This window comes from Xanthomonas bromi (genome assembly GCF_900092025.1).
Taxonomy (GTDB): Bacteria; Pseudomonadota; Gammaproteobacteria; order Xanthomonadales; family Xanthomonadaceae; genus Xanthomonas; species Xanthomonas bromi.
The window spans coordinates 1-25981 of sequence record NZ_FLTX01000044.1 but is presented as its reverse complement, the minus strand read 5'-3'; the positions used below and the strand labels follow the sequence as shown (position 1 = coordinate 25981).

The 25981-nt window shown below is 66.6% G+C and carries 24 protein-coding genes, 2 other RNA genes and 1 pseudogene; 19 read left to right on the top strand and 8 right to left on the bottom strand.

What is annotated here, in order from left to right:
• The first annotated feature begins 62 nt into the window (after positions 1 to 62).
• Together XBLMG947_RS14475 and XBLMG947_RS14470 are read left to right on the top strand one after the other, a co-directional pair.
• Positions 63 to 2135 carry a tetratricopeptide repeat protein gene (locus XBLMG947_RS14475; protein ID WP_065469353.1) on the top strand — a complete coding sequence of 691 codons (2073 nt, stop codon included), beginning with the start codon at positions 63 to 65 and terminating at the stop codon, positions 2133 to 2135.
• A gap of 197 nt (positions 2136 to 2332) precedes the next feature.
• Positions 2333 to 2944 (top strand): YbhB/YbcL family Raf kinase inhibitor-like protein, encoded by a 612-nt coding sequence (locus XBLMG947_RS14470; RefSeq protein WP_065469352.1) that lies wholly within the window; start codon positions 2333 to 2335, stop codon positions 2942 to 2944.
• A 71-nt stretch (positions 2945 to 3015) separates the two neighbouring features.
• Here the strand turns inward: XBLMG947_RS14470 and XBLMG947_RS14465 are convergent.
• Positions 3016 to 3091, bottom strand: a non-coding RNA gene (locus tag XBLMG947_RS14465) — sX9 sRNA.
• An 80-nt stretch (positions 3092 to 3171) separates the two neighbouring features.
• Here XBLMG947_RS14465 and XBLMG947_RS14460 point away from each other — a divergent pair.
• Positions 3172 to 4182 carry a zinc-dependent alcohol dehydrogenase family protein gene (locus XBLMG947_RS14460; RefSeq protein WP_065469351.1) on the top strand — a complete coding sequence of 337 codons (1011 nt, stop codon included), beginning with the start codon at positions 3172 to 3174 and terminating at the stop codon, positions 4180 to 4182.
• Between the two features lie 49 nt (positions 4183 to 4231).
• Here the strand turns inward: XBLMG947_RS14460 and XBLMG947_RS14455 are convergent, their stop codons facing one another.
• Both XBLMG947_RS14455 and XBLMG947_RS14450 read right to left on the bottom strand, forming a co-directional pair.
• Positions 4232 to 5050: an META domain-containing protein gene (locus tag XBLMG947_RS14455; protein WP_065469350.1), complete on the bottom strand. Its 819-nt coding sequence runs from the start codon at positions 5048 to 5050 to the stop codon at positions 4232 to 4234.
• A 137-nt stretch (positions 5051 to 5187) separates the two neighbouring features.
• Positions 5188 to 5991, bottom strand: a complete 804-nt coding sequence (locus XBLMG947_RS14450; protein ID WP_065469349.1) for an undecaprenyl-diphosphate phosphatase — start codon at positions 5989 to 5991, stop codon at positions 5188 to 5190.
• Positions 5992 to 6212: 221 nt separating this feature from the next.
• On the opposite strand from XBLMG947_RS14450, the gene glnA reads away from it, so the two are divergent.
• The 7 genes from glnA (at position 6213) to XBLMG947_RS14415 (ending at position 14110) form a co-directional block, all read left to right on the top strand.
• Complete coding sequence (gene glnA, locus XBLMG947_RS14445; protein WP_065469348.1) at positions 6213 to 7622, top strand: type I glutamate--ammonia ligase; 1410 nt, start codon at positions 6213 to 6215, stop codon at positions 7620 to 7622.
• Between the two features lie 274 nt (positions 7623 to 7896).
• The gene (locus tag XBLMG947_RS14440; RefSeq protein ID WP_002808480.1) at positions 7897 to 8235 is read left to right on the top strand and encodes a P-II family nitrogen regulator; all 339 of its coding nucleotides are present in this window, start codon (positions 7897 to 7899) and stop codon (positions 8233 to 8235) included.
• Between the two features lie 22 nt (positions 8236 to 8257).
• Positions 8258 to 9700, top strand: coding sequence for an ammonium transporter (locus XBLMG947_RS14435; RefSeq protein WP_065469347.1), 1443 nt, complete (start codon positions 8258 to 8260; stop codon positions 9698 to 9700).
• A 264-nt stretch (positions 9701 to 9964) separates the two neighbouring features.
• Positions 9965 to 11020, top strand: coding sequence for a two-component system sensor histidine kinase NtrB (locus XBLMG947_RS14430; protein ID WP_065469346.1), 1056 nt, complete (start codon positions 9965 to 9967; stop codon positions 11018 to 11020).
• On the top strand, positions 11013 to 12446 hold the full coding sequence (gene ntrC, locus XBLMG947_RS14425; RefSeq protein ID WP_065469345.1) for a nitrogen regulation protein NR(I): 1434 nt from the start codon (positions 11013 to 11015) through the stop codon (positions 12444 to 12446). The genes XBLMG947_RS14430 and ntrC overlap by 8 nt, the downstream gene beginning before the upstream one ends.
• 360 nt (positions 12447 to 12806) lie before the next feature.
• Positions 12807 to 13415 carry a superoxide dismutase family protein gene (locus XBLMG947_RS14420; protein ID WP_065469344.1) on the top strand — a complete coding sequence of 203 codons (609 nt, stop codon included), beginning with the start codon at positions 12807 to 12809 and terminating at the stop codon, positions 13413 to 13415.
• Positions 13416 to 13462: 47 nt separating this feature from the next.
• A complete protein-coding gene (locus XBLMG947_RS14415) occupies positions 13463 to 14110 on the top strand; it encodes a superoxide dismutase family protein (protein WP_065469343.1) in 648 nt (215 codons plus the stop codon).
• A 603-nt stretch (positions 14111 to 14713) separates the two neighbouring features.
• Here the strand turns inward: XBLMG947_RS14415 and XBLMG947_RS23700 are convergent.
• Positions 14714 to 15072 (bottom strand): annotated as a pseudogene (locus XBLMG947_RS23700) (VOC family protein); the annotation flags it as partial.
• Between the two features lie 17 nt (positions 15073 to 15089).
• The gene (locus XBLMG947_RS14410; RefSeq protein WP_065469342.1) at positions 15090 to 15974 is read right to left on the bottom strand and encodes a hypothetical protein; all 885 of its coding nucleotides are present in this window, start codon (positions 15972 to 15974) and stop codon (positions 15090 to 15092) included.
• A gap of 88 nt (positions 15975 to 16062) precedes the next feature.
• On the opposite strand from XBLMG947_RS14410, the gene XBLMG947_RS14405 reads away from it, so the two are divergent.
• On the top strand, positions 16063 to 17358 hold the full coding sequence (locus XBLMG947_RS14405) for an acetyl-CoA C-acetyltransferase (RefSeq protein WP_065469341.1): 1296 nt from the start codon (positions 16063 to 16065) through the stop codon (positions 17356 to 17358).
• 131 nt (positions 17359 to 17489) lie between these two features.
• Entirely contained in the window at positions 17490 to 18014 is a 525-nt protein-coding gene (locus XBLMG947_RS14400; RefSeq protein WP_065469340.1) for a hypothetical protein, read from the top strand.
• A gap of 291 nt (positions 18015 to 18305) precedes the next feature.
• Here XBLMG947_RS14400 and XBLMG947_RS14395 read toward each other — a convergent pair whose 3' ends face one another.
• From XBLMG947_RS14395 to XBLMG947_RS14385, 3 genes are all read right to left on the bottom strand, one after another.
• On the bottom strand, positions 18306 to 19571 hold the full coding sequence (locus XBLMG947_RS14395) for a heme biosynthesis protein HemY (protein ID WP_065469339.1): 1266 nt from the start codon (positions 19569 to 19571) through the stop codon (positions 18306 to 18308).
• On the bottom strand, positions 19568 to 20545 hold the full coding sequence (locus XBLMG947_RS14390) for a uroporphyrinogen-III C-methyltransferase (RefSeq protein WP_065469338.1): 978 nt from the start codon (positions 20543 to 20545) through the stop codon (positions 19568 to 19570). The genes XBLMG947_RS14395 and XBLMG947_RS14390 overlap by 4 nt, the downstream gene beginning before the upstream one ends.
• Before the next feature lie 103 nt (positions 20546 to 20648).
• A complete protein-coding gene (locus XBLMG947_RS14385) occupies positions 20649 to 21452 on the bottom strand; it encodes a uroporphyrinogen-III synthase (protein WP_104536909.1) in 804 nt (267 codons plus the stop codon).
• Positions 21453 to 21627: 175 nt separating this feature from the next.
• Between XBLMG947_RS14385 and XBLMG947_RS14380 the strand changes: the two genes are divergently transcribed.
• The 7 genes from XBLMG947_RS14380 to XBLMG947_RS14350 all read left to right on the top strand — a co-directional run bounded on the left by XBLMG947_RS14380 (position 21628) and on the right by XBLMG947_RS14350 (position 25932).
• Complete coding sequence (locus XBLMG947_RS14380; protein WP_065469337.1) at positions 21628 to 22437, top strand: glycosyltransferase family 25 protein; 810 nt, start codon at positions 21628 to 21630, stop codon at positions 22435 to 22437.
• 55 nt (positions 22438 to 22492) lie between these two features.
• Positions 22493 to 22564: non-coding RNA, sX9 sRNA (locus XBLMG947_RS14375), on the top strand.
• Positions 22565 to 22838: 274 nt separating this feature from the next.
• Positions 22839 to 23309 carry a YiiD C-terminal domain-containing protein gene (locus XBLMG947_RS14370; protein ID WP_065469376.1) on the top strand — a complete coding sequence of 157 codons (471 nt, stop codon included), beginning with the start codon at positions 22839 to 22841 and terminating at the stop codon, positions 23307 to 23309.
• 27 nt (positions 23310 to 23336) lie between these two features.
• Positions 23337 to 23759 (top strand): hypothetical protein, encoded by a 423-nt coding sequence (locus tag XBLMG947_RS14365; protein ID WP_065469336.1) that lies wholly within the window; start codon positions 23337 to 23339, stop codon positions 23757 to 23759.
• A 75-nt stretch (positions 23760 to 23834) separates the two neighbouring features.
• Positions 23835 to 24269, top strand: coding sequence for a rhodanese-like domain-containing protein (locus XBLMG947_RS14360; RefSeq protein ID WP_065469335.1), 435 nt, complete (start codon positions 23835 to 23837; stop codon positions 24267 to 24269).
• Positions 24270 to 24378: 109 nt separating this feature from the next.
• Positions 24379 to 24891, top strand: a complete 513-nt coding sequence (gene secB, locus XBLMG947_RS14355; protein WP_065469334.1) for a protein-export chaperone SecB — start codon at positions 24379 to 24381, stop codon at positions 24889 to 24891.
• A 15-nt stretch (positions 24892 to 24906) separates the two neighbouring features.
• Positions 24907 to 25932, top strand: a complete 1026-nt coding sequence (locus XBLMG947_RS14350) for an NAD(P)H-dependent glycerol-3-phosphate dehydrogenase (RefSeq protein ID WP_065469333.1) — start codon at positions 24907 to 24909, stop codon at positions 25930 to 25932.
• Positions 25933 to 25981: the final 49 nt, after the last annotated feature.

Here is a 25981-nt window from a genome sequence, read left to right as displayed (position 1 = left end):
CACAGCGAGCCGCCGCACCGCGCATCGTTACAATAGGCGTTTGTCCGGGACCCAGCGCCGCCATGCAAGACGCCATTCTTCAAGCCCTGCGCCGCAATGCGGCCGACGATGCGGTGGCGCTGGCCCGCGAGTGGGCAACCACCGCGCCCGACAACGCCGCCGCGCACCGCTGGCTGGCGGTTGCGCTGCAGCAGCAAGGGCAGCCGGCGCTGGCGCTGGACAGCATCGACACCGCGCTGATGCTGACGCCCGAAGATGCCGACCTGCATCTGCTGCGCGCCGGCGCGTTGCTGGCCACACGCGATCTGTCTGCCGCCGATGCGGCGCTGTCGCGCACTACCGCGCTGGATCCGAACCAGTTCAACGCCTACGTGATGCAGGCGCATCTGGCGGTGGCACGTGGCGATCTGGACGAGGCCGAGCGGCTTAGCCGCACCGCCGCGCGGCTGGCGCCGGAACATCCGCAATTGCTGGCGGTCGATGGGGTGGTGGAGCTGCGCCGCGGCCAGAGCGACCGCGCCCTGTCGCTGCTGACCCGTGCCGCCGAGCAACTGCCCGACGATGCCCGCGTGCTGTTCTCGCTGGGCTTTGCCTATCTGCAGAAAGAGCATTTTGCGTTTGCCGAACGCGCCTTCGAGCGCGTGATCGAACTCAATCCGCCCGGCACCGCGCTGCGCGCCTTCATTGCCCAGCTGGCCCAGCGCCAGGGCCGTCTGGACGATGCGCTGGCAGCGATGCAGGGCGTACTCGACCAGCCCGGTGGCGATCTGCCGGCCATGCGCCGGCTGGCCGGCGAGATGGAGCTGCAGGCCGGCCGGCCCGATCAGGCCGCCGCGCATCTGCGCCTGGCGCTGGCGCATTGGCCGGCCGACCGCCGCACCTTGCATGCGTTGCTCACCGCCTGGGAGCGGCTGGGCGCGGTGGACGATGCGCGCGACACCCTGGATGCCGCGCTGGCCACCTCGGCCACTGCGCACGACCTGTGGCTGGCGCGCCTGGCGGTGGAGCCGGTCGGCGGGCCACAGGCGCAGGCAGTGATCGAACGCTGGCTGCTGGCCATGCCCGAACACCTGCCGGCGCTGGAAGCGCTGATGCGCGTGCACGACATGCAGGGCCATGCCGACCAAGCGGAGATGGTGGCGCGCCAGATCGTGGCGGTGGAGCCGGGCCGCATCAGCGGCGAGCAGCGCATTGTCGAAGCGCTGCTGGAGCGCGACCCACCGGCGGCGATCGCCTGTGTCGAAGCGTTGATCGACTCGCTGCCGGCGCCGCAGCAGACCGTGCTGCGGCCGTGGCTGGGCAATGTGCAGGACCGCGCCGGCCAGCCCGATGCCGCCGTGGGCACCTGGATGCAATTCCACCGCGAACAGGCCCAGCACCGCCTGCCGTTGCCGCCGCAGGCCGCCAAGCCGCCGGTGCAGTGGCCGGCGCTGGGGGCCATTCCCGACACCGTCACCGCGCGCCCGCTGTTCGTGTGGGGCACGCCCGGCTCGCATGTCGAACGCCTGATCGCGGTGATGGACGCGGCTACCCCGTTGGTGCGCGGCGACCGTTATGGCACCACGCCGCCGTCGGACGCGCTGCAGAGCTATCGCACGCTCGAACAGCTGGCCTCCGGCGAACTGGCACCGACCGCGCTGGTGGAAGGATGGAAGGCGCAACTGCCGCGCCGCGGCATCGACGATGGCAACGTCATCGACTGGCTGCTGTGGTGGGACAACAGCCTGTTGACTGCGCTGCGCCCGCACCTGCCCGAGGGCCGTCTGGCGATCGCGCTGCGCGACCCGCGCGACATGCTGCTGGACTGGCTCTCCGCCGGTGCGTCCGCGCCGCTGGCACTGCAATCGCCACAGCAGGCCACCGATTGGCTGCTGATCGCGCTGGAACAACTGGCCGTGTTGCACGAACGCGATCTGTACCCGCACCGCATCATCCGGCTGGACGGGATCGAGAGCGACCCGCAGGGCATTTCGACTGCGCTGGAACACGCGTTCGGGCTCAGCTTCCCGCTGGTCGAGCCGCGTGGCCCGGCGCGGCTGGCCTCGGGCCGCTGGCGCAGTTATCGCGGCGTGCTCGGCGCGCAGTTCGATCGGCTCACGCCGATCGCCGTGCGCTTCGGCTACCCGCAGGACTGAGCCGCGATCAGAACGGTCGCGCTCGCGCGCCGCCTGGGCGTGGCCGCAGCCTGGCGCTAGTGCATTGCGCGCAGGTGCAGCGCGCGGCGGGCAGCGGTAAACCCGGTCGAGCGCATCAGAAGGTTCCATGGCGACGTCTTCCGCTGCGGCACGGACCCAGGCACCCTGGTCCGTATCGCTTCCCTCGGAGACTCTCCATGCGTCTGACCAGCAACAGCATCGAAAACGGCAAGCCCATCGCAGTGGAATTTGCCGCCGGTACGCCGGACGGCTTTGCGCCCAACCGCAACCCGCACCTGGCCTGGAGCGAGGTGCCGGCAGCGACGCAGTCGTTCGCGCTGCTGTGCCTGGACCCGGACGTACCGACCGTGCCCGATACCGTCGGCCGCGACGATCTGCAGATTCCGGTGGAGCAGCCACGCACCGACTTCGTGCATTGGGCGATGGCCGATATCCCCGCCGATGTGCATGAGATTGCCGCAGGCAGCTGCAGCGACGGTTTCGTGGTCAAGGGCAAGCAGCAACCGCCCGGCCCGACCGGTGCCCGGCAGGGCCTGAATTCCTACACCCAGTGGTTCGCCGGCAATGCCGACATGGCCGGCGACTACCACGGCTACGACGGCCCGTACCCGCCGTTCAACGACCTGCGCATGCACCGCTATTTCTTCCGGGTGTTCGCGCTGGACGTGGCCAAGCTCAGCCTGCCCGACAGCTTCACCGCCGCCGATGTGCTGTCGGCGATCCAGGGCCATGTGCTGTCGGAAGCGGCGTTGCATGGCACCTATACGTTGAATCCGGCGCTGCGCTGAGCGATCACGACGGTGGCATCGATTGCTCCATCCCCCACGACGCCAGCCACGTTCGGCCGGCGTCTTAGAGCGGCTAACAGAACGTAGCGAGCGGTGGTCAGGTGGGTGCGGACGGCGCGGAGGAACCGGAGTGTACGAGTGGTACATGAGGATTCCGAGCACCGGCCGCGCCCGCCTGGCGGCCGCGCAGTAGTTTTGTTAGCTGCTCTTAGTACAGGCAATCCCCCATGAAAGCATTCCAGATCGGCAATCAGACCGGCCTGCAGAGTCTGGTCGCGGCCGAGATGCCCGAGCCGGTTGCAGGACCGGGGCAGGTCATCGTCGCTCCGCGACTGGTCGGCCTGATCAACCGCGACCTCCAAATTCTCAAAGGCACCTACGCCGGCAAGCTTGCCCAGACGCGCGTTCCCGTTGCCGAAGGGGTGGGCATCGTGACCTCCGTCGGCGCAGGCGTCAGCGAGGTCGCGCTGGGCGACCGTGTCGTCTGCGGGCACTTCCCCACCTGGCTGGACGGCAGGTTCCGCGCCGAGATGTTCGCTCACGATCTGGGCGTGACCCACGATGGCTGGCTGGCGGAGAAGGTGTCGCTGCCTGCATCTGCGCTGATCAAGGTGCCCGCGTCGTTGGACGACGAGGATGTCGCTGCGCTGGCATCGGCCGCGGTCACCGCCTGGCACGCCTTGGTGGAAGTCGCCAGGATCAAGGCCGGCGACCTGGTGCTCTGTCTGGGAACCGGTGGCGTCTCGATGGCCGCGCTCGAACTCGCCAAGCGCCACGGCGCCCGCGTCGCCATCACCTCCTCCAGCGACGAAAAGCTTGCGCTCGCACGCCGCATGGGCGCCGACATCACCGTCAACTATCGCGCCCATCCCGACTGGGCCGACGCAGTGCTGCAGCTGTCCGGCGGCGGCGCGGACGTCATCATCGAGACGGGCGGGCAGGACACCTTGGGACACTCGATCAAGGCAGCGGCGGCCAACGCGATCATCGTGGTGATCGGCGTCACCCCCGGAGCCTCTTCGCCGATTCCCGATTATGTGTCGTTGATCCGCAAGAACGTGACCATTCGCGGTATCGCCAATGGAAGCCGGGCGATGTTCGTGGACCTACTGCGGGCGATCGCGCAGCACCGCATCAAGACCCTGCAGAGCCGGACCTACCGGTTCGATGAAGCGCCCCAGGCCTTCGACTACTTCGCCAAGGCGGAACACGTGGGTAAAGTCCTCATCCGATTCTGACCCGGAGCGGCGGCGTCGCTGTCAGGTCCAAGCTGCGGCTGGGGCTGGTCTAGCTGCCGGCTTCGATCATCTGGTCGAGCACGTACACCACCTGCTTGGCGTCTGGATCCGTGCCGGCCGGGTAGCGGGTCACGCGCAGCAGGGTGCGGATGCCCTCTTCGTGGTCGAAACCCTCGATCGTGCCGTCGTATGGCTGCCATGGCGTTGCGGTCTGCGCGCTGGCCGGCGCGTCCGGGTCGTGCGCGCGCAATTGCAGGCAGCGACGCGCCGGATCGGCGACGCAGGGCACGGTGTCTGCGGCCACTTCGATCAGCAGCGTCTGCCCCGGCCCGCCATGGCGGGTGTAAGCAGTGGGGATGCCGTGGAAGAGCAGCCGGGTGCCATCGCTGCGGGTCAGGATCAGCCGGGGCGCGGCCGCGGCGTTGTCCATCACCATTGCGAAGCGGCCGGAGAGCAGGTCGCTGGCGGCGCGCTCCTGCGCCATCCGGCGTGCGTCGGCGCACATCCGTTTGCTGGAGACCACCCGGCCAATCTGCAATTGCGTCTGCGCCACACTGTAAGTGGCGCCCAACGCGTTGCAGGTCTGACTGATCTGAAGGCGCTGATCGTTGAAGTCCAGTTGCACTGGCGGCAGGCCGTCGACGAACAGGCTGCGCAAGACAGTGCGGTGCGCGTCGCTGGCCTGCTGCAAGTGCCAGTGCTGTGCGCGCAGGGCGCTGCGCAACGGGGCATTGTCAGTCTCAGGGGCCGCCATCACAGGCGCCTGGGCCGGCGCGTGGTTGGTGCCGGGCAGGTCCGGCGACGCGCCCGATCCGCAGGCCGTCACGCCCGCCGCCAGCAGTGCAGGGGCGAAGAACACGGCACGCATGCGCAGCTCCCGGTGATCCGATGCGTCAGTGATACCGCCAGCAGGCGCCCGGGGCAACGACCGGCATCACGCCGTGGACGCCTGGCCTGCAGGTCGCCGTCATCGCGACCTGCAGGCCCGGCGGTTGCCGTGGCGCGTCAGCCTGCAGCAGCCGGCAGCCACAGCAGCAAGGCCGCGCCGAGCGCGATGCGGTACACCGCAAACACCGTGAAACGGTGCTTCTTGATGTAGCCCAGCAGCCACTTCACCACCACAAAGCCGGTAACGGTCGCCGCCACGAAGGCTACCGCCACATCGGCCCAGTTTTCGTTGCCGAAGCCGCCTTGCTTGTACATTTCCAGCAGCGCGTAACCACTGGCCGCAAACATGGTCGGAATGCCGACCATGAACACGAAATCCGCGGCGGCCGAGCGCTTGCTCAGGCCCAGCAACATGGCGATGAAGATCGTCGATGCCGAGCGCGAGGTGCCGGGGAACACGCCGGCCACGACCTGCGCCAGGCCCACCGCGATGGCCACCTTCCAGGTCACCACATCGCGCTCGGGCAGCTTGCCGGCGAAGTGCTCGGCCACCAGCATCCAGACGCCGCCGATCAGCAGCGCCCAGGCGACGGGCTGGAGGGTTTCGGGCAATTGCCAGCCGGCCTTGCGCACGATCAGCCCGACGACGGCGGTAACCAGGAAGGCCACGCTGACCTTGAACACGTAGTCGCGGTTGTCGCGTTCGCCCAGGCCGGTGGCCAGGGTCCACAACCGCTGCCGCAGCGCCAGGCAGATGGCCAGGATCGCGCCGGCCTGGATGACGATATTGAAGAAGTCAGAACGGCGTCCGAGCCATGGCATGTGCTCGGCGATCAGCAGGTGGCCGGTGCTGGAGATCGGCAGGAATTCGGTGAGGCCTTCGAGAATGCCCAACAGCAGGGCGGAAATCAGATCGGACATCGGACTGGAGCGCGGTGGGGGAGGCGCCAGGATAATGCATTGCGGAACGCACCATATGGGTGCGTTGCATCCAGCGGTTTGCACGCTAATGGTGCTAGACGACTTTAGCGGACGCGAGCGATGCAAGCAAAATCAAGGGCTTGTGAATCTGGATGGCTTGGCACGGTCCCTGCTGTATTGCTGCCCACGAGCCACTTAACTCCTGCCTGAGGTTTCTCCCGATGTCCGTGGAAAATGTTGAAAAGCTGATCAAGGACAACAAGGTCGAGTTCGTCGACCTGCGCTTCGTCGATATGCGTGGTGTACAGCAGCACATCACCTTTCCGGCCAATATCATCGAGCCGGCGCTGTTCGAAGAAGGCAAGATGTTCGACGGCAGTTCGATCGCGGGTTGGAAGGGCATCAACGAGTCGGACATGGTGCTGCTGCCGGACGCAGGCACCGCCTATCTGGATCCGTTCTTCGCCGATCCGACCATCGTGCTGACCTGCGACATCCTCGACCCGGCCACCATGCAGAGCTATGAGCGCGATCCGCGCGGCATCGCCAAGCGCGCCGAGGCCTATCTGAAGTCGTCCGGCACCGCCGACCAGGCGTTCTTCGGCCCGGAACCGGAATTCTTCATCTTCGATTCGGTGCGCTTTGCCAACGACATGGGCCATACCTTCTTCCAGGTGGGCTCGGAAGAAGCGGCCTGGAACACCGGTGAAAAATACGACGGCGGCAACAGCGGCTACCGTCCGGGCGTGAAGGGCGGCTACTTCCCGGTTCCGCCGACCGACACCCTGCACGACCTGCGCGCGGAAATGATCAAGACCCTGGAACAGGTCGGTATCGAAACCGAAGTGCACCACCACGAAGTGGCTACCGCTGGTCAGTGCGAGATCGGCACCAAGTTCAGCTCGCTGGTGCAAAAGGCCGACGAACTGCTGACGATGAAGTACATCATCAAGAACGTCGCCTACCGCAACGGCAAGACCGCCACCTTCATGCCCAAGCCCATCGTGGGCGACAACGGCTCGGGCATGCATGTGCACCAGTCGCTGGCCAAGGGCGGCGTCAACCTGTTCACCGGCGACGGCTACGGCGGCCTGTCGCAGATGGCGCTGTGGTACATCGGCGGCATCTTCAAGCATGCCCGCGCCATCAACGCGTTCTCCAACTCCGGCACCAACAGCTACAAGCGCCTAGTCCCGGGCTTCGAAGCGCCGGTGATGCTGGCCTATTCGGCGCGTAACCGCTCGGCGTCGTGCCGCATTCCGTGGGTCACCAACCCGAAGGCGCGCCGCATCGAAATGCGCTTCCCTGATCCGTTGCAGTCCGGCTACCTGACCTTCACCGCGCTGATGATGGCCGGCCTGGACGGCATCAAGAACCAGATCGACCCGGGCGCACCGAGCGACAAGGACCTGTACGACCTGCCGCCGGAAGAAGAGAAGCTGATTCCGCAGGTCTGCTCCAGCCTGGACCAGGCCCTGGAAGCGCTGGACAAGGACCGCGAGTTCCTCAAGGCCGGCGGCGTGATGAGCGACGACTTCATCGACGGCTATATCGCGCTGAAGATGCAGGAAGTCACCAAGTTCCGTGCTGCCACCCACCCGTTGGAGTACCAGCTGTACTACGGCAACTGAGTTCCACCGCGGCGATGGCGGAGGCCCCCCTCCCACCTTCGCCATCGCCGCACACGTTTGATCGGTCCATGGCACCGGCCATGGATCGTAAGGGTAATGAGAGAGCACACAGTTCGCGACGCGCGGGCCTGACCTCTCCCACGAGGCGGATGCATGGCATCTGCTGGGGTCAGCGCAATCGCGAACGATCGGATGCCGGGGTTGGCATCCAGGTGAATGACACCGCCGGGCGGCGCAATGCCGGCCGGTTCTTTCCACCATTCGGGGTATGCGCATGAAATTGATCACCGCCATCATCCGGCCGTTCAAGCTCGACGAGGTCCGCGAGGCCCTGTCCGCAGCGGGCGTGTCGGGCATCACCGTGACCGAGGTCAAGGGCTTCGGGCGCCAGAAAGGCCACACCGAGCTGTATCGCGGCGCCGAGTACGTCGTCGATTTCCTGCCCAAGATCAAGATCGAAACAGTGGTCACCGACGACCGCCTGGACGCGGTGGTCGAGGCGATCCAGAACGCCGCCGGCACCGGCAAGATCGGCGACGGCAAGATCTTCGTCACCGCGATCGAGCAGGTGGTGCGTATCCGCACCGGCGAGATCGGCGCCGATGCGCTCTGACCCTACCACCTACGGAGTTCGTATGAAGACAGCTCTTTTTGCCGGGTGGAAAGCCCGGTTCTACAGCGTATGCATGCTGATGCTGTTCAGCACGCTGGTGGTCGGCGGCATGGGCAGCGCGCAGGCGCAGTCCAGCCCGCAGGTCACCCCACTGCCGACCGAGCCGGTCACCACCGAACCGCTGGCGTCCCCGCAGCCGGCCGCAGCGCCGGCCGCTGCCGCCGAAGCCGCACCGGTGGTCAACAAGGGCGATGTCGCCTGGATGCTGACCTCCACCTTGCTGGTGCTGTTGATGGTGGTGCCGGGCCTGGCGTTGTTCTATGGCGGCATGGTGCGCGCCAAGAACGTGTTGTCGGTGCTGATCCAGGTGGCGATGGTGTTTTCGCTGCTGACCATCCTGTGGGTGCTGTACGGCTACAGCTTGGCGTTCTCCGGCGAAGGCGCGTGGATCGGCAATCTGGACAAGGCGTTGCTCAAGGGCGTCACCATCGAAAGTCTGGCGGCCACCTTCACCAAGGGCGTGAGCCTGCCGGAATACGTGTTCGTGGCGTTCCAGGCGACCTTCGCCGGCATCACCGGCGCGCTGATCGTCGGCGCCTTCGCCGAACGCGCCAAGTTCGGCGCGGTGCTGTTGTTCTCGGTGATCTGGTTCACCTTCGGCTACCTGCCGCTGGCGCACATGGTCTGGGCGACCGGTGGGTATCTGTTCGGATTGGGCGCGCTGGATTTCGCCGGCGGTACCGTGGTGCACATCAACGCCGGTGTCGCCGGCCTGGTGGGCGCCTACTTCGTCGGCAAGCGTGCCGGGTTGGGGCGCGAGGCGATCAAGCCGCATAACGTGACCCTGACCTTCGTCGGTGCATCGCTGCTGTGGGTGGGCTGGTTCGGCTTCAATGCCGGTTCCAACCTGGAAGCCAATGCCGGTGCGGCGCTGGCCTTCCTCAACACAATGCTGGCGACCGCGGCCGCCATCCTGGGTTGGTCGCTGACCGAGAAGATCATCAAGGGCAAGTCGTCCGCCCTGGGTGTGGCCTCGGGCATGGTCGCCGGCCTGGTCGGCATCACCCCGGCCTGCGGCACGGTGGGCCCGTTCGGCGCCATCGTCATCGGCCTGGCGGCCGGCGTGCTGTGCGTGTGGGGTGTCACCGGTCTGAAGCGCTTGCTCGGTGCCGACGACAGCCTGGACGTGTTCGGCGTGCATGGCCTGGGCGGCATCATCGGCGCGATCCTGACCGGCGTGTTTTCGGCGGCTTCGCTGGGTGGCCAGAAGGGCGGCGATTACAACATCGTCCACCAGGTCGGTATCCAGGCGCTGGGCGTCGGGATCACGATCGGCTGGATCGGCGTGGTGTCGGTGGTGGGCTTTGTGGTCGCCAAGCTGGTGTTCGGCCTGCGCGTGAGCGAAGAAGCCGAGCGCGAGGGCCTGGACATCACCTCGCACGGCGAAGCCGCGTACGAGTCCTGAGCATGCACGCCCGCGGCCACGCTGCCGCGGGTGGCGCAACGACCCGGCCGGGACTGCCCAGTCGGGTCCGTTTTCCCCGTCGTCCGGTTGGGCGCGGAACAACTGCCGAGGTGCCTGCATGACCAGCCCCACGCCCGTGACGGTCGGCGCGGATGCACGCTGGATCGGTGCAACCCGCCGCCGGCCGGCCAAGATTTTTTCGACACACGCTTCGTTTTGCGCGCCATCCGCGCATTACGACGCAGCTTGCACTAAATTGGTGCAATGGTGATCTCGTCTTCCATGCCATCGCTGGATAATCTGGGCACGCCGGTGGCCTGGGCCGACCGCGAGGGCCGCGTGCTGGGTGTCAACCCGGCGTTCGCGCGCTGGCTTGGAGTCAGTGCGCGGCGTTTGGTCGAACAGCCCTTGGCCGCGCTGGAGGTGCAGGGCGACGCGCTGGCCCGTTTCCTGCTCAACGACGAGCGTGATGTGCTGCGTCTGCACCGGCTGGCGCTGGGCCTGCCCAACGACGCGCCACGCTTTGCCGAAGGTTGGCTGTCGCGGCTGGACGACGGTGGCTGGTTGCTGGAGACCCATCCGGTCGACGAATTCCCTGCGCTCGATCCCACCCACGCCTTGCCCAACGCCTTGGGCGCCGCGCTCAAGGGGCTGGCGCACGAACTGCGTAATCCGCTGGCCGGTCTCAAGGGCGCCGCGCAGCTGCTGGCGCGCCGCTCGGCCGGACGCGACGAAGACGAGCGCGAACTGATCGAGCTGATCGGTACCGAGATCGAACGCCTCAACACCTTGCTGGAACGGCTGCTCTCGCCGAGCCCGTTGCGCCCGCACGGCCGTCTCAACATCCATGTCGTGCTCGAACGCGTGTTGCGTCTGGCCGAAGCCGAAGGCGGCTGGTCGGTGCAGGTGCAGCGCGATTACGACCCCAGCATTCCCGACATTCTGGGCGATGGCGACCGCCTGACCCAGGCGGTGTGGAATCTGGTGCGCAACGCCTTCCAGGCCGGCGCCACCCGCGTGACCTTGCGCACCCGCGTCGAACACGGCCAGCGCATCCGCGACCGTGTGCATGCCATGTCGCTGCGGCTGGAGATCATCGACGACGGCGGCGGCGTGCCCGAAGAACTGGCCGAGCACCTGTTCCTGCCCTTGGTCAGCGGCCGCGCCGAAGGCAGTGGGCTGGGCCTGGCGCTGGCGCAGCAGGTCTCGCGCGAACACCACGGCACGCTGACCTACCGCTCGCGCCCGGGCCATACCGTTTTCACCCTGCTGCTGCCCGAGCTGGCCGGCGATCACGACAAGGAGCATTTGCATGGCTGAGGCCGCCGCCGTATCCCACATCTGGGTCGTGGACGACGACCGGTCGGTCCGCTTCGTACTGTCCACCGCCTTGCGCGATGCCGGCTACGCGGTGGATGGCTTCGAGAGTGCCGCCGCCGCGTTGCAGGCACTGGCCATGCGGCCGACCCCGGATCTGTTGTTCACCGACGTGCGCATGCCCGGCGAAGACGGGCTGAGCCTGCTCGACAAGCTCAAGTCCAAGCACCCGCAACTGCCGGTCATCGTGATGTCGGCCTACACCGACGTGACCAGCACTGCCGGCGCCTTCCGCGGTGGCGCGCATGAGTTCTTGTCCAAGCCATTCGACCTGGACGATGCGGTGGCCTTGGCCGCACGCGCGTTGCCGGATGCCGATGCCGATGCCGGTGTCGACGAGATCATCGGCGCCCCGCTGGCCGAAGGCTCGGCGTCGCTGATCGGCGACACCCCGGCGATGCAGGCGCTGTTCCGCGCGATCGGCCGGCTGGCGCAGGCACCGCTGTCGGTGTTGATCAACGGCGAGACCGGCACCGGCAAGGAGTTGGTCGCCCGCGCGCTGCACAACGAATCGCCGCGCGCGCGCAAACCCTTCGTCGCGCTCAACACCGCCGCCATTCCTGCCGAATTGCTGGAAAGCGAGCTGTTCGGCCACGAAACCGGCGCGTTTACCGGCGCCACCAAACGGCATATCGGTCGCTTCGAACAAGCCGATGGCGGCACGCTGTTTCTGGACGAAATCGGCGACATGCCATTGCCGCTGCAGACCCGCCTGTTGCGCGTGCTGGCAGAGAACGAATTCTTCCGCGTCGGTGGCCGCGAATTGATCCGCGTCGATGTGCGCGTGATCGCTGCCACCCACCAGGACCTGGAAGCGCTGGTCGAGCAGGGCCGCTTCCGCGCCGATCTGCTGCACCGCCTGGATGTGGTGCGCCTGCAACTGCCGCCGCTGCGCGAACGGCGCGGCGATATCGCCCAACTGGCCGAAAATTTCCTGGCCATGGCCGGGCGTAAGCTCGACATGCTGCCCAAGCGGCTCTCGTCGGCCGCGTTGGAAGACCTGCGCCAATACGACTGGCCTGGCAATGTGCGCGAACTGGAAAACGTGTGCTGGCGTCTGGCCGCGTTGGCGACTGCCGACATCATCGATGCGGTCGACGTGGACGCTGCACTGGCGCGCGGCGGCCGCCGTCACCGCAGCGGTCGCAGCGACGGGCAATGGGACGACATGCTGTCCAGCTGGGCCGCGCAACGCCTGAGCGAAGGCGCCCAGGGCCTGCACGCCGAAGCGCGCGAGCGCCTGGACCGGACCTTGCTCGAAGCCGCGTTGCAACTCACCCAGGGCCGCCGCGCCGAAGCCGCCGCCCGCCTGGGGCTGGGCCGCAACACCGTCACCCGCAAACTCGGCCCGGGGCGCAAACGGCGCTGACCGGTCCGGCCGATAGCCGCCGCGACAGGAGTGGCTCCTGCGTGGGTGCATGCGCGCGTCGTTTTCGCTCGCACGCGCCGCGGTGTCGATTATCCGGCGGCGAACGACACCCTCATCCCCCCTCGAACACCTTCCCCGATGCGGGAGGCGGCAAGCTACGCGGGCAAGGCACGCATCGATCGTCGATCGTCGCAGCCCACCCTCTCTCCCGCCTGCGGAAGATGGGGTGGGTAGAGAGCCCTGGGCGACATCCCGGCCCGCGAGACCAACCCCGTAAACTCCCGTGCTGCCCCGAGCGCATTTCATGACACGTGCACATGCGCCCGCATAGGTTTCCAGCCTGATCAGGAGAACTGCTTGATGCGTTACCGGTCGCCCACGATCGTTGCTCTCACCGCTCTGGCGCTGGCCGCCTGCAGCAGCACGCCGTCACCGCCGAAAGCGCCTCCACCGCCAGCGGCAGCGGCGCGGGTAGTGCCTGCGCGCCCGGTGCAGCAAGCCGAGGCTGTGCTGGCATCTGCTTCGGGCAGCCTGGTCAGCGGCCGGGTCGTCCTGGTACCTGCGTTGCAGGGCATCCGCCTCACCGGCACCATCGGCGGGCTACGTCCGGGCGGAGTGTCCGGTTTCCATGTGCACGAGCGCGGCGATTGCAGCGCAGCCGATGCCAGCAGCGCCGGTGCGCACTTCAACCCGAGCGGTGCGCCGCACGGACGTGCGGGGAGCGGCGCGCACCATCTGGGCGACATGGACAATCTGCGTGCCGATGCCGAAGGCGTGGTGCATCTGGACATGATCCTGTCAGGCATCAGCCTGGGCGACAGCGCTCCGACCGATGTGGTCGGCAAGTCGCTCATCGTGCATGCCGACGCCGACAACTATCGCAGCCAGCCCAGCGGCAATGCCGGCGCGCGTCTGGCCTGCGGCGTCATTCGCGTTACCCAATGGGGCACGCCCCCTTCGCAGCCCTGAATCGGGGCGTCAACGGCTGCAGTTGTGGCCTTCTTCAGGAGTACTCCATGCGCCTTCTTCCGACCACGTTGTTTCTCGCCACTGCCCTGGTGCTGACCGCGTGCAAGCGCGACGAGCCCGCACCGTCAGACCCGGCACCCGCACCACAGGCCAGCACCCCGGCCGACGCCGCGCACGGCGCTGAACATGCTGCCTCCATGGTGACCGAAGCGGCCGCCACGACCACCGCCACCGCCGAGCTCAGGCCGACCAAGGGCAACGACGTCAAAGGCACGGTAAGCTTCAAGACTGTCGACGGCGCCTTACGTGTGACCGGCCAACTCAGCGGCCTCAAGCCCAACACCGAGCACGGCTTCCACATCCACGAAAAGGGCGATTGCAGCGCACCGGACGGCAGCAGTGCCGGCGGCCACTTCAACCCGTCCCAGTCCGATCACGGCAACGTCAGCGCCGACCCGCATCACGGCGGCGATATGCCCAACATCAAAGCCGACGCGCAAGGCAATGTCAGCATCGACGCACCGGTCTCCAGCAACGTCAATCTCGGCAAGGCCGACCAGTTCGATATCGCCGGCCACGCGGTGATCGTGCATGCCGATGCAGACGATTACAAAACCCAGCCCACCGGTAACGCTGGCGGCCGTCTGGCGTGCGGTGTGATCACCACCGACAACGCGCAGGCGGCGACCAAGTAAGCGCTCAGGTACCGCTGCCGATACACGGCAGCGGTCCAGTAACGACGCACGCTGCGGACGACGTCGGCCGACGTGCCGGTGTATGTCCAGGCAGTGATCGAGAGAACACACGAACGCCGCGCCGAGCATCGCCGCGGCGTTCGTTCTAGGCGCGTTGTGCTTCGTCGAAACTCCGCTCGCGTCAGAATGTGGCGAGTACTGCTATGCGCGCGCATGGGTGTAGCGCCTTGTTGATAAAGGAAGCGCAACATTTGCGCAATGAGCGCATGGATCGTTGAACGACAGCCGCGGATGCGTCTCCAACGGAAGCAGCGATCATCCAGTGAGTGGTCCACAGCCCAGTCATTCTGTGCAACGCAGACGTGGCTGTCTGTCGTCCAACGGTGATCGGCCCACAGCGAAGCGGGCACTTCGAATAGAAGCAGTGCCCGCCGATAAAGGAACTCGAACCCGTCTGCCTGCAGCCCGGCTATCTGCGCGGATCACTTCATTCGCTAATCGATCGCTGCATATGCAGTTCAACCGCGGAAGCGATCACTCAATCATTTGCCCACAAGCCTAGTGTTGCCAGTCCAGCAGATGCGTATCGGGATCGCGGAACTACATGCTTTGCCCACCGCCCGGCCGTGACATGCGGGCTGCGGGCTTCGACGGCGACACCGCAGGCATGCAAGTGGTTCTCCCAGCCGGGTAGGGCATCGCTTGCGATAGCCAGTGCGACATGCAGGCGCCCCTTGCTGTCATGCGGCGGAATCGTGTCGCCCGGCCGCGTGACAGTGGCCGACGTGCTGCCTTGCACGCAAACAACAAACTTGCTCTGGCGCAATCGCGGATGCGGCGATGCGCGCATCGCGATGCATTGGTTGCAGACCCAGCACGCGTGCGTAAAAGGCGCATGGGCGTTCTAGGTCGGCCACAGACACGCCAGTTTCAAGCGCGCCTTGTAATGCAGAAGGGGCAATGGGTACCGGCGTCCGACTTACGCTGCCAGGGCCTGCCGCGGATCCTGGCCTGGCTCTATATGCACATACAGCACCGGCAACCCATGCGCTTCCAACACCGCGGCCATCTGCCGCTGGCGCGCGAGATAGTGCTCGTATACGCCACGCAGGCGCTCGCAGTGTTCGCGGTCGTGCGCGTAGTAATCGCACCAGCCAGCCGGATCGAACAGAGCAATGCGCACTTCGCCATCGACGTAGCGCAGGACCGGCTCCGGCGCCTGCTCCAGCCACTCTTCGCTGGTGGGCGCCAGCAGGGCGGCTTCGATCAGCGGCCACAGCGGCGCCAGGCCCTGGTTGTCGTACTGCATCGACATCATCGCCGCCAGATCGTTGGCGGTGAGATACCGTGCATGTTCGATGCGGGCGCCGAAACTTTCCTGCGCCAGCAGCGCGGTATCGGCCTGCGCCATGCCCTGGGCCAACAGCACCTCTTCCATGGCCTCGGCGACGGTGGCGACCGTTTGCGGATCGCCGGACAGCAGGAACGGCAGCACGCGCAAACCACCGCCAACCAGCTGCGCATCGGCCTGGAACGGCAGCGGAATCTCGCCCTGCGCATCGGCACCGAAGGCCAGCACGCGCGGCCCCTGATCGCGTCCGGGCGCACGCGCCTGCAGCTCTTCCAGGCGCCGGTGCAGCGGCCAGCCGGGCCGAAGCACTTCGGCGGGATCGAAATGCGCCAGCGCCACGCTCAGTTCCAGATCGCGGACTTCCGGGATCCACTGCGCCAGGTCGCGGCCGATGCGTTCGGCCAGCATGCCGGCCTGCGCAGGCGCCAATGCGCCGCGCTCGGGCGCGCTTCCGCCGGTCAATTCCAGCGCCAGCACACCCATGGCGGTTACGCCGTGTTCGGTCTTGCTCATGATTCGCGGTTGGCCCATCACAGGGTCGAAGCTACACTGCCGACATTATGCCTGCCGGCCCTGTGCAGGCCATGTCCCCGAGTCCTTCATGCCAGGTCAATCGATGCCCGCAGCCCGTCCCGTCGCCATTCTGGGCGGCGTTCGTATCCCGTTCTGTCGTCAGAACACCGCATACGCGGACGTGGGCAATCTGGGCATGTCGGTGCGCACGCTGGGCGCGCTGGTCGAGCGCTTCGGGCTGCATGGGCAGCAATTGGGCGAAGTGGCGATGGGCGCGGTGATCAAGCACTCCTCCGATTGGAACCTGGCGCGCGAGGCCGCGCTGTCGTCGGGTCTGTCGCCGCTGACCCCGGGCATCACCCTGCAGCGCGCCTGCGGCACCAGTCTGGATTCGGTGATCACCATCGCCAACAAGATCGCGCTGGGGCAGATCGATTCGGGCATCGGCGGCGGCTCGGACACCACCTCCGAAGTGCCGATCGTCTACGGCAAGAAACTGCGCGCGCGCCTGATGGCCGCCAACCGCGCCAAGGCCACCGGCGACAGACTCAAGGCGCTGCTGCGCGGCTTCAAGCTGGCCGAACTCAAGCCCGAGTTCCCCGGCGTGGCCGAGCCGCGCACCGGCAAGAGCATGGGCGACCACTGCGAGGACATGGCCAAGGAATGGAACATCTCGCGCGATTCGCAGGACGAATGGGCGGTGGCCTCGCACCACAAGCTGGCGGCGGCATATGAGCGCGGGTTCTTCGACACGCTGATCGCGCCGTTCCGCGGCGTCTCGCGCGACAACATCCTGCGCGCGGACACCTCGCTGGAAAAACTCGCCACGCTGCGCCCGGCCTTCGACAAGACCTCCAGCCGCGGCACCTTGACCGCCGCCAATTCCACCCCGCTGACCGATGGTGCCGCCGCGGTGCTGCTGTCCAGCGAGGCCTGGGCGCTGGCGCACGGCCACGCGCCGATGGCCTACCTGCGCGATGCACAGGTTGCGGCGGTGGATTTCGTGCACGGCGAAGGCCTGCTGATGGCGCCGACCATCGCAGTGCCACAGATGCTGGCGCGCCAGGGCCTGACCCTGCAGGACTTCGACATCTACGAAATCCACGAAGCCTTCGCCGCGCAGGTGCTGTGCACCCTGCGCGCCTGGGAAAGCGAGGATTACTGCCGCACCCGGCTGGGCCTGGACGCGCCGCTGGGCCGTATCGACCCGGACAAGATCAACCCGCTGGGTTCGTCGCTGGCTACCGGTCACCCGTTCGCCGCCACCGGCGCGCGCGTGGTGGCCACCGCCGCCAAGCAACTGGAAGAACGCGGTGGCGGCCGTGCGTTGATTTCGATCTGCACCGCCGGCGGCATGGGTGTGGTGGCCATCGTCGAGCGCTGATGCCGCTGCTACGCGGCACGGGATTGGGCACTGGCGATTGGGATTCGCACAAGCGGCAAGGGAATCCTGCTCTTGCGAATCCCGAATTTCCAATGCCGAATCCCCAATCTAACCCTGCAAGGACGCATGAGATGTCGAATGCCGATGGACGTGAGCCACCCACGCTGTATCTGACCCCCGCACATGGCGATGTGTGGCGCGAGGGCGACGTCGTGGTGTGCACGCCGGGCGCGAATCTGCCGCCGCGTTGCGTCAAGTGCAATGCGCCGGCCGACATGTCGCCGCGCCGCTACATCTTCCATTGGCATCACCCGGCGATCTACCTGGCTCTACTGATCGGGGTACTGCCGTATGTGATTCTGGCCATCGTGTTGCGCAAGCGCAGCGCGCATGTGTTGACGCTGTGCGCGCAACACGAGCAACGCCGCGTGCGCTCTGTGGCCATCACGATGGCATCGGTGCTTGCCTTACTGGTGTGCGGTCTGTCGTTGCAGACTGAGCTGCGCTGGGTGACCGGCGCCGGCGTAATGGTCGCGATGTTGGTGGCCGGCAGACTCGGTGCGCGGGTGCTGTCGGTGCAGTCGATCGATCACCAGCAGGCACGTTATCTCGGCGCTTGCGAAGACTTCTTGCGGGCGTTGCCTCCCGCGCCGTAAACCTGTGGATTCGATCAAGATTGCGCATCACACGGACCGTGGTGTCAGAGGCTACGTGAGCTAGGGTCTTCTACGCAGTGCATACCCAAGAGGGCAGTACCTAAGCGGTGATGGCTCGTGCCTTATGCATGTGCCGCGACATCTATTCGTCTCGACGCCCAACCGCTGTGAGCGGCGATATGCCAAGCGCGACTTCATCGACGAACTGCCTGCTCACATGACGACCATCGGCAAGCGTTGTCAGCAAAACAAGGACGGCGGTACGCAGACCGCATACCGCCGCTGTCTGGATTACAGAAGAGGATCGTCCGCTGCATGCGGATCGACTGGCGCGGTGTCATACGTCGCCACGATCGGCTCGCGCACGGACTGCTGCGGCATGGCTTCATGCACCGGTTCGCCACGTGCAGCGCGCAAGGCGTTGGCGTAGCAATGCTGTGCCGACAGCAGATCGCCGGACGCTGCAAAACTGTGTCCCAACTCTTCCCAGGCTTCGCTGCCGGCACCGTTGGCGATCGCGCGGTGCAGAAATTCCTCGGCCTGCGACCACTGCTGTTGATGACGCGCGAGCCGCGCCAGGGTCAGCAACAGGCCCGGGCTGTCTGGATACTGGGTCAACCAGCGCTGCGCACTGGCGCGGCGCGAATCGTATTTTTCCAACGGCAGCACGCCGTACAGCCGCACCAGCGATTCGTCCCACTGGGTATCGAGCGCCTGCTCCAGGCTATGCACCGCCGCATCGTCCCAATGCAGCACGGCCGCGCGCTGCGCATAGGCGCCTACCACTGCCGGATAGGTACGTAAGGCTTTGGGCAATGTTTCCCAGCGCTCGGCCAGCGCATTGGCGTCACTGGCCTGCAACAGGGTCTGCTCGGCCAGCGTCGCTTCCAGTGCGCTATAGGCATCGGGCGCCAACACCGCCTGCTGACGCAGGGCACCGAGCTGGCCGTAGGCTTCGTCGGCCCGGCCGATCTGGGTCAGCGCATGCGTGCGCAGCAGCAGGCCACGTGCCGGCAACGGCTGCGCGTTGGCACTGTCCAGCGCATTGATCGCTTCCACCGGGCGCTGGCGTCCCAGATATCGCTCGCCCTGCAGCAGCGCATGTGCGGTGGGGTCGCGCTCGGCCAGTTGCTGTGCAAGTGCAGTGGCGGCTGCATCGTCGCCGCGGGCATCGGCCACGCGTACCGCGCTGGCCAGGGCAATGCCGCTCACCTCATCGTCTTCGCTGGCACTGACCAGCAGCCGCTCGGCACGCTGCCATTGCCCATGATCGGCAGCGCGCAGGCCTTCGATCAAACGCGCACGGCCCTTCCTGCTGCGGTATTTGCCCCACACGCGGAACGGCAGGCTGATCAATGTCCACAGTAGCCAGACCACCAGCAGCGCGATGACCAGGATCAGTAGCGCCTGCGGCATCGCGGCGTGGTAGTCGTTTCCACCCACGCTCACCACCACATTGCCCAGGTCGTAAGTCGTCTGGTGCGACAGCCACTGCGCGCCGAGCACGCCCAGCGCCACGGCAACCAACAGGATCAAGACGGTACGCAGCATTTTCATTGGGTGGATCTCCCTTCACGCATGGCCTGCAGTTGCAGCAGGGTGGTGCCCAGCTCCGGCAGGCGCGGACGCAGTGGCGCTTGTTGCAGGCTGCGCAGGCGTGCACGCAGTTGACGACGTTGCGGTGAGTCCGGCCACAGCCGGGTCGTCCAGGTATCCACGCGACGCAGCGATTGTGCGAAACCGGCGGCATCGCCACGTTCCGCAGCCGCGCGGGTCAGGCTGATTTCGATCTGCAACGCATCGCGCGCGGCATGCCGGTCGCCGCCGCTCAGCAAGGCATCGCCGCGGCTGGGCCGGATGTCCACCAGCGGTGCCAGCACCTTTTGCCACCACGGGTGCGCCGCGCCGCTGCGCTGTGCGGTCTGTTCCGGCAGGCGCTGCAACTCGGCCGCCAGGCTGTCCAGGTTCTGGCCGACTTTCGCCTGCGGGCCGGCGCCGAGACGATCCAGCGCATCGCGTTCCTGCACCAGTGCCTGACGCAGATTGAGGTAGCCGGGGTCGTCGATGCCGTTGAGCGCGCCATCGGCCAGCGCATAGGCGCGCCGCGCACCATCGGCATCGCCAGCGATGCTCAAGCGTTGCTGGCCGAGCCGCAGCAGCAACTCCACTTCGTCCAGGCGCAGCGCCTGTGCACCGTGACGATTGGGATCGGCCAGCTTTTGCACGGTGTCTTCCAGCAACGCGCCGCGCTGGCTCAGGCCAAGCATCTCATCGCGCAGCACGCGGTTGGTGGCGGCCGCGTCCTGCAAGCGCTCGTTGGCCAGGCGCTGATCGCGGCGCAGCGTTTCCAGCATCTGCTGGGTGCCGTCCCAACGCTGCTGCTGCACCTGCGCGGCCTGCAGTTGTGCGGCCTGATAGCTTTGCCACGCGCGCCAGCCCAGGAATAGCGCCACGCCGACAGCCACCACGGCCATCGCCAGCAGCAGCCATGCCAAGGGAAAGCGTCGCGTGGTAGCCGGCATTTCTGTCATTCGGACATCCTCGGGCGGTCACGACCGGCGCAGGCGCCGCGGTCATCCGCCACAGCATGGCGTGCAGCGGCGGACACCCGCAAGCTGTACTTGAGTCCGCAGTTCAGCAAGGTCGTGGTGGTGTCACGATCGCTGCCGCAGCAGCGGCAAGCTGCACCGGCAACGGGCCTTCGGCGCGCATGCGATGGATGAAGCCGGCCGCGCGCGCAGCGTCCAGCATGCGGTCGCTGGAGGCGACCACGGGACGCTGTTGCCACGTCGCGATCAGCGCTGCAGGCAGCTGTTGCAGCACCAACGTCAGTGCTTCGGCGCTGCTCAACGCCAGCACACTGCGCGGCAATGCGTGCGACAAGGCCTGGATGGCCGCCGCGCGCAAGCGCAGCGGGATACGCTGATAGACATCGGCGCGCAGGATGCGCGCGCCGCGCTGTTGCAGCGTTGGCGCCAGCATGCCGCGTCCGCCGGGGGCGGTGATCAGCCCGACCGCCTGCAGTGGCGCCTGCAGCAGCGGTAGCGCGAGCAGTCCTTCGCTATCCATCCGCGTCGGGCGCACCACGGTGTCGATGCCACAGGCCTGCAATGCGCGCGCAGTGCCGTCGCCGACGCTCACCCAATGCGCCTGCGCCGGGCGCTGCAGCGGCGCAAGACGATGCGCCGCCTGCACGGCCGCCGGGCTGGTGAACACCGCAATCGGCGCTGCCAGTGCCTGCCGCAACGCCTCCCGCGCCTGCGCGGTGTCGTTGGTCTGCAAGCGCCAAGGCGATAGCGCGAGCACACGCCCGCCATGCCGCGCAACCGCCCGCCGCAGCGGCGCGTGTTCGCCGCTGGGCCGCAGCGAGATCAGCGTCCAGGCAGCATCGGAATGAGAAGGGCCGGTCATGGCGTGATTATGCGAGAGCGTTGTCACCTGCGCCGCAATGTCGCCGCATCCAGGTGCGCCAGTGCGCAGCAATGGCGAAGCGGCGACAGCCGGAGCGCTGTTTCGGCACGCTGACTGGCGCCCTTCGTCTCGGTGCAGAACCTCTTGCACCCGCTGGGAATCCCGTCACGCTCCGGTCCGATAACCTTGCTGGAGTGGCGTCTTGATCAAGTCCTACCTCATCAATATGCAGCGCAGTGGCGACCGGCTACAGGCCATGTCGGCGCGCTTCCATGCGTTGGGGATGCCGTTCGAGCGCATCGCTGCCGTGGATGGCACCACGTTGACGGCCGAGCAGATCGCCGACTTCGTACGTGAGCGTCCACTGGAGGGGTCGGGCGATGCCTTCAGCACCGGCCCGCGGAAGTGGACTGCATCCAATATCGGATGCTTTCTCAGTCACCAGGCGGCGTGGCGCATTGCGGCCGACTCCGCCGACGCCTACACCGCGATTTTCGAAGACGACATGCATCTGTCGGAAACGCTGCCGGCGCTGCTGCGCAGCACCGATTGGCTACCGGGCGGCAACAGCATCGTGCGGCTGGAGCCGTCCTACAACCGGATCAAACTCGATGCCAAGGTGGCCGACGTCGCCGGGCGACAACTGCGCCTGGTCCGCCCATCGACCTACCAGCATTGCTGGCCGGTGTGCGCCGGTGCGCTGATCATCAGCAGGGATGCCGCGCGATTGCTGCTGGCTGCGCAGGCGCGTTGGCACACCATGGCCGATATTTTCCTGTTCGGATGGAACGAATCGCCGGTAGCGCATCAACTGTCCACCTATCAGCTCTCGCCGGCTGCCTGTATTCAGGACAAGTTTTTTCATGCGGCGGCGGAAAACATCGTGTTCACCAGCACGATCGATGCGCCGCTGACGCAAGCGCAGAAGCAGCGCAGCACACACTGGAAAGCCAAAGCCACCGCGTTGTTGCGGGGGGCGCAGGGGTATCGCAAGGTCGTGTTTGCGCCTTAGCGCATCTAACAAAACTACTGCGCGGCCGCCGGCGCGGTCGGTGCTCGGAATCGGCATGGACCACGTGGACACTCCGGTTCCTCCGCGCCGCCCGCACCTGACGGCCGCTTGCGACGTTTTGTTAGCCGCTCTTGGCGCATGCGCCAATGGTTGCCATGTCCACTGGCAGGCAGGTGGTCGCGTGGCGTGCCGGTCGCGTGCGTCGTGCGACGTTGCGCGCCATCGGCCTGGCATGAGATTTCGGTCGATCTGTTGCATGCAACGCCAAGGCGATGTCAGCCTGCGAAGCGCGCGGCGATGACTGCATCCACCATGCGGTACCGCATGTCATGCCAGTGCACAAGACGCTCGCAGGACATTGCGGCATGATGCCGGCCTTCGCCGTCTTTCAGTCTCTTCCGATGACCTCTTCGTGCACGCTCGCATCCGCCCTGCAGTCGCTGCAGCAGCAGTTCATCGCCATGCCGCCGGTGCTGGCGATGGGCATCGCCGTCGACGGTTTGCATGATGGTGCACTGCGCCTGCGGGCGCCGCTGCAGGCCAACGTCAACGACAAGGCCAATGCGTTCGGCGGCAGCCTGGCGTCGCTGATGACGCTGGCAAGCTGGGGATGGCTGACCCTGCAGCTGCAGTTGGCCGGGCATCATGCCGATGTCTACGTCGCCGATAGCCAGCTGTGCTATGTCGCGCCGGTGTACGAAGACCTGGTGGCCAATGCCGAGCCGTCCGAGCTGGGGGGCTGGGAGGCATTTCTGGCCACGTTCCGGCAGCGCGGCAAGGCGCGCATCGGCATGCGCGCGCAGATCGCGTTGGGTTCGGGCGCGGCTGCGGCCACGTTGAGCGGGCGTTTCGTGGCGTTTCCAAAACGGTAGGATGCGGGCTGGATCAGGGGAATACGCATGCGTGCAGTCATCACAATGATCGTGCTGCTGGGGCTGGCGACGCTGAGCGGGGTGGTCAATGCCGGCAGCCGCGCCCAGGCGCGCGCGCTGGAAGCCACCCAGGCCGCCTACACGGCCGCCGTGCGCTGGAACGATTTCGACGCTGCGTTGGGCTTCGTCGAGCCGGCGTATGCGCAGGCGCACCCGCTCAGCGACCTGGAACGGTCGCGCTACGAGCAAGTGCAGATTTCCGGCTACCGCGAGGTGCGCGTGGGCGAAGATCCCAACGGCGATCTGCGCCGCGAGGTCGAATTGCGGGTGATCAACCGCAATACCCAGGCCGAACGGCTGGTGCGCAGCATCGAGATCTGGCGCTGGAATCCCGACCAGAAGCGCTGGTGGCTGGCCAGCGGCCTGCCCGACTTGTGGAAAGGCCAGTAGCCCGGCCCCTGCGCGCTGGGCGTCGCGTGCGCCAGCTGTGCGACAATTCCTGCCCGCTCGACTGACCCTGACCCCGTGAATTTCGAAGAGCTGCAGGCCTTTGTCGGCCGCAACCCCATGTTGTCGCTGGCCCTGGTGGGCCTGACCATCGCCTTGATCGTCACCGAGGTCGCGCGCTTGTTCCGCGGCTATCGCGCGCTCAAGCCGGCCGAGTTAACCCGTCTGATCAATAGCGACAACGCGCTGGTGATCGACGTGTCGCCAACCGCCGATTTCGAAAAAGGCCACATTGCCGGCAGCCGGAATGTGGCACTGGCCAAGTTCGACCCGGCCAGCAAGCTGCTGGCCAACGCCAAGGCCTCGCCCGTGGTGGTGGTCTGCCGCAGCGGCAACACGTCCGCAGGTGCGGCCAAGACGCTTAAGAAAGCTGGCTTCGAGCAGGTGTACTGGCTCGAAGGCGGCGTCGCTGCCTGGCAGATGGCCGAGCTGCCACTGATCAAGGGCCGCTGATCCGCCTTGTGCGGCGCCCGCCAGGCCCCCATTGCTGACATGAGAGACTCGCACTTTCACGTCTGCATCACTCACCGCTGCATCCACCGAACCGTTTCTGGAGTTAGGAATGTCCGACGAAATCCTCAACGGCGCCACTGCGCCGGCCGACGCCGCTGCTGGCCCCGCCTTCACCATCGAAAAGATTTACGTCAAGGACGTGTCCTTCGAATCGCCGAATGCACCGGCCGTCTTCAATGACGCCAACCAGCCCGAGCTGCAGCTGAACCTCAATCAGAAGGTCCAGCGCCTCAACGACAACGCCTTCGAAGTGGTGCTGGCCGTGACCCTGACCTGCACCGCCGGTGGCAAGACCGCCTACGTGGCCGAAGTGCAGCAAGCCGGCGTGTTCGGCCTGGTCGGCCTGGAGCCGCAGGCGATCGACGTACTGCTGGGCACCCAGTGCCCGAACATCCTGTTCCCGTATGTGCGCACCCTGGTCAGCGATCTGATCCAGTCCGGTGGCTTCCCGCCGTTCTACCTGCAGCCGATCAACTTCGAAGCCCTGTATGCAGAAACCCTGCGTCAGCGTCAGAACGAAGGCACCTCGCTGGCCGATTCCGAGCCGGCTGGCAACGCCTAAGCCTCGATTGCGCCGATGAGCGATTCGACCCACAAGATCGCCGTTCTCGGCGCCGGCTCCTGGGGCACGGCCCTGGCCGCGCTGCTCGCCAGACACGGTCATCCGACCGTGCTCTGGGGCCGCGATGCGGCGATGGTGGACACCATCGACCGCACCCATGAGAACGCGCGTTATCTGCCGGGCATTCCACTGCCCGACAGCCTGCGTGCCACCACCGACCTGCAGGCGGCCGTTGCCGACGCCACCTGGATCCTGGTGGTGGTGCCCTCGCATGCGTTCACTGAGACAATCCGGCTGATCGCACCGTTGCGCCCCGCGGGCGCCGGCGTTGCCTGGGCGACCAAGGGTTTCGAACCCGGTTCCGGGCGATTCCTGCATGAAGTGGCGCGCGACATCCTCGGCCCCGGCGTTCCGCTGGCCGTGGTGACCGGGCCTTCCTTCGCCAAGGAAGTCACGCTCGGTCTGCCGACTGCGATCACCGTGCATGGCGACGATGCGGCGTTTGCGCAGGTGGTGGCCGATGCGATGCATGGCCCCACCTTCCGCGCCTACACCGGCGACGACATGGTGGGCGCCGAGTTGGGCGGTGCGATGAAAAACGTTCTGGCGGTGGCCACCGGCGTGGCCGACGGCATGCAGCTGGGTCTCAATGCACGTGCCGGTCTGATCACGCGTGGTCTGAACGAGATGCTGCGTCTGGCGGCAGCGATCGGCGCACGTCCGGAAACCTTGATGGGTCTGGCCGGGTTGGGCGATCTGGTGCTCACCTGCACCGGCGATCTGTCGCGCAACCGACGGCTGGGGTTGGCGTTGGGTCGCGGGCAGAGTTTGAACGATGCGATCCGTGAGATCGGCCAGGTGGTCGAATCGGTGCAGACGGCCGATGAGGTCATGCGCCAGGCCGAACACCACGGCATCGAGCTACCGATCTCCAACGCCGTGCGTGCGGTCTTGCATGGCGAAATCACCCCGGAAGCAGGCTTGAAGGAATTGCTGGCACGCGAGCGCAAGCCCGAGTACCCGCAGACCTTGTTTACCTGATCGACATGTCGCGCGCTGCTTGGCATCAACAAAAAGCCCGGCGATGCCG

Coding starts and splice junctions, on each gene's coding strand:
- XBLMG947_RS14455 (WP_065469350.1), bottom strand. CDS start 5,050: ATGCGTGCCGTGTTCTTCGCCCCTGCACTGCTGGCGGCGGGCGTGACG.
- XBLMG947_RS14410 (WP_065469342.1), bottom strand. CDS start 15,974: ATGAGCAAGACCGAACACGGCGTAACCGCCATGGGTGTGCTGGCGCTG.
- XBLMG947_RS14440 (WP_002808480.1), top strand. CDS start 7,897: ATGAAATTGATCACCGCCATCATCCGGCCGTTCAAGCTCGACGAGGTC.
- XBLMG947_RS14395 (WP_065469339.1), bottom strand. CDS start 19,571: ATGAAAATGCTGCGTACCGTCTTGATCCTGTTGGTTGCCGTGGCGCTG.
- glnA (WP_065469348.1), top strand. CDS start 6,213: ATGTCCGTGGAAAATGTTGAAAAGCTGATCAAGGACAACAAGGTCGAG.
- XBLMG947_RS14430 (WP_065469346.1), top strand. CDS start 9,965: ATGGTGATCTCGTCTTCCATGCCATCGCTGGATAATCTGGGCACGCCG.
- XBLMG947_RS14420 (WP_065469344.1), top strand. CDS start 12,807: ATGCGTTACCGGTCGCCCACGATCGTTGCTCTCACCGCTCTGGCGCTG.
- XBLMG947_RS14390 (WP_065469338.1), bottom strand. CDS start 20,545: ATGACAGAAATGCCGGCTACCACGCGACGCTTTCCCTTGGCATGGCTG.
- ntrC (WP_065469345.1), top strand. CDS start 11,013: ATGGCTGAGGCCGCCGCCGTATCCCACATCTGGGTCGTGGACGACGAC.
- XBLMG947_RS14400 (WP_065469340.1), top strand. CDS start 17,490: ATGTCGAATGCCGATGGACGTGAGCCACCCACGCTGTATCTGACCCCC.
- XBLMG947_RS14370 (WP_065469376.1), top strand. CDS start 22,839: ATGACCTCTTCGTGCACGCTCGCATCCGCCCTGCAGTCGCTGCAGCAG.
- XBLMG947_RS14460 (WP_065469351.1), top strand. CDS start 3,172: ATGAAAGCATTCCAGATCGGCAATCAGACCGGCCTGCAGAGTCTGGTC.
- secB (WP_065469334.1), top strand. CDS start 24,379: ATGTCCGACGAAATCCTCAACGGCGCCACTGCGCCGGCCGACGCCGCT.
- XBLMG947_RS14470 (WP_065469352.1), top strand. CDS start 2,333: ATGCGTCTGACCAGCAACAGCATCGAAAACGGCAAGCCCATCGCAGTG.
- XBLMG947_RS14450 (WP_065469349.1), bottom strand. CDS start 5,991: ATGTCCGATCTGATTTCCGCCCTGCTGTTGGGCATTCTCGAAGGCCTC.
- XBLMG947_RS14365 (WP_065469336.1), top strand. CDS start 23,337: ATGCGTGCAGTCATCACAATGATCGTGCTGCTGGGGCTGGCGACGCTG.
- XBLMG947_RS14415 (WP_065469343.1), top strand. CDS start 13,463: ATGCGCCTTCTTCCGACCACGTTGTTTCTCGCCACTGCCCTGGTGCTG.
- XBLMG947_RS14435 (WP_065469347.1), top strand. CDS start 8,258: ATGAAGACAGCTCTTTTTGCCGGGTGGAAAGCCCGGTTCTACAGCGTA.
- XBLMG947_RS14405 (WP_065469341.1), top strand. CDS start 16,063: ATGCCAGGTCAATCGATGCCCGCAGCCCGTCCCGTCGCCATTCTGGGC.
- XBLMG947_RS14475 (WP_065469353.1), top strand. CDS start 63: ATGCAAGACGCCATTCTTCAAGCCCTGCGCCGCAATGCGGCCGACGAT.
- XBLMG947_RS14350 (WP_065469333.1), top strand. CDS start 24,907: ATGAGCGATTCGACCCACAAGATCGCCGTTCTCGGCGCCGGCTCCTGG.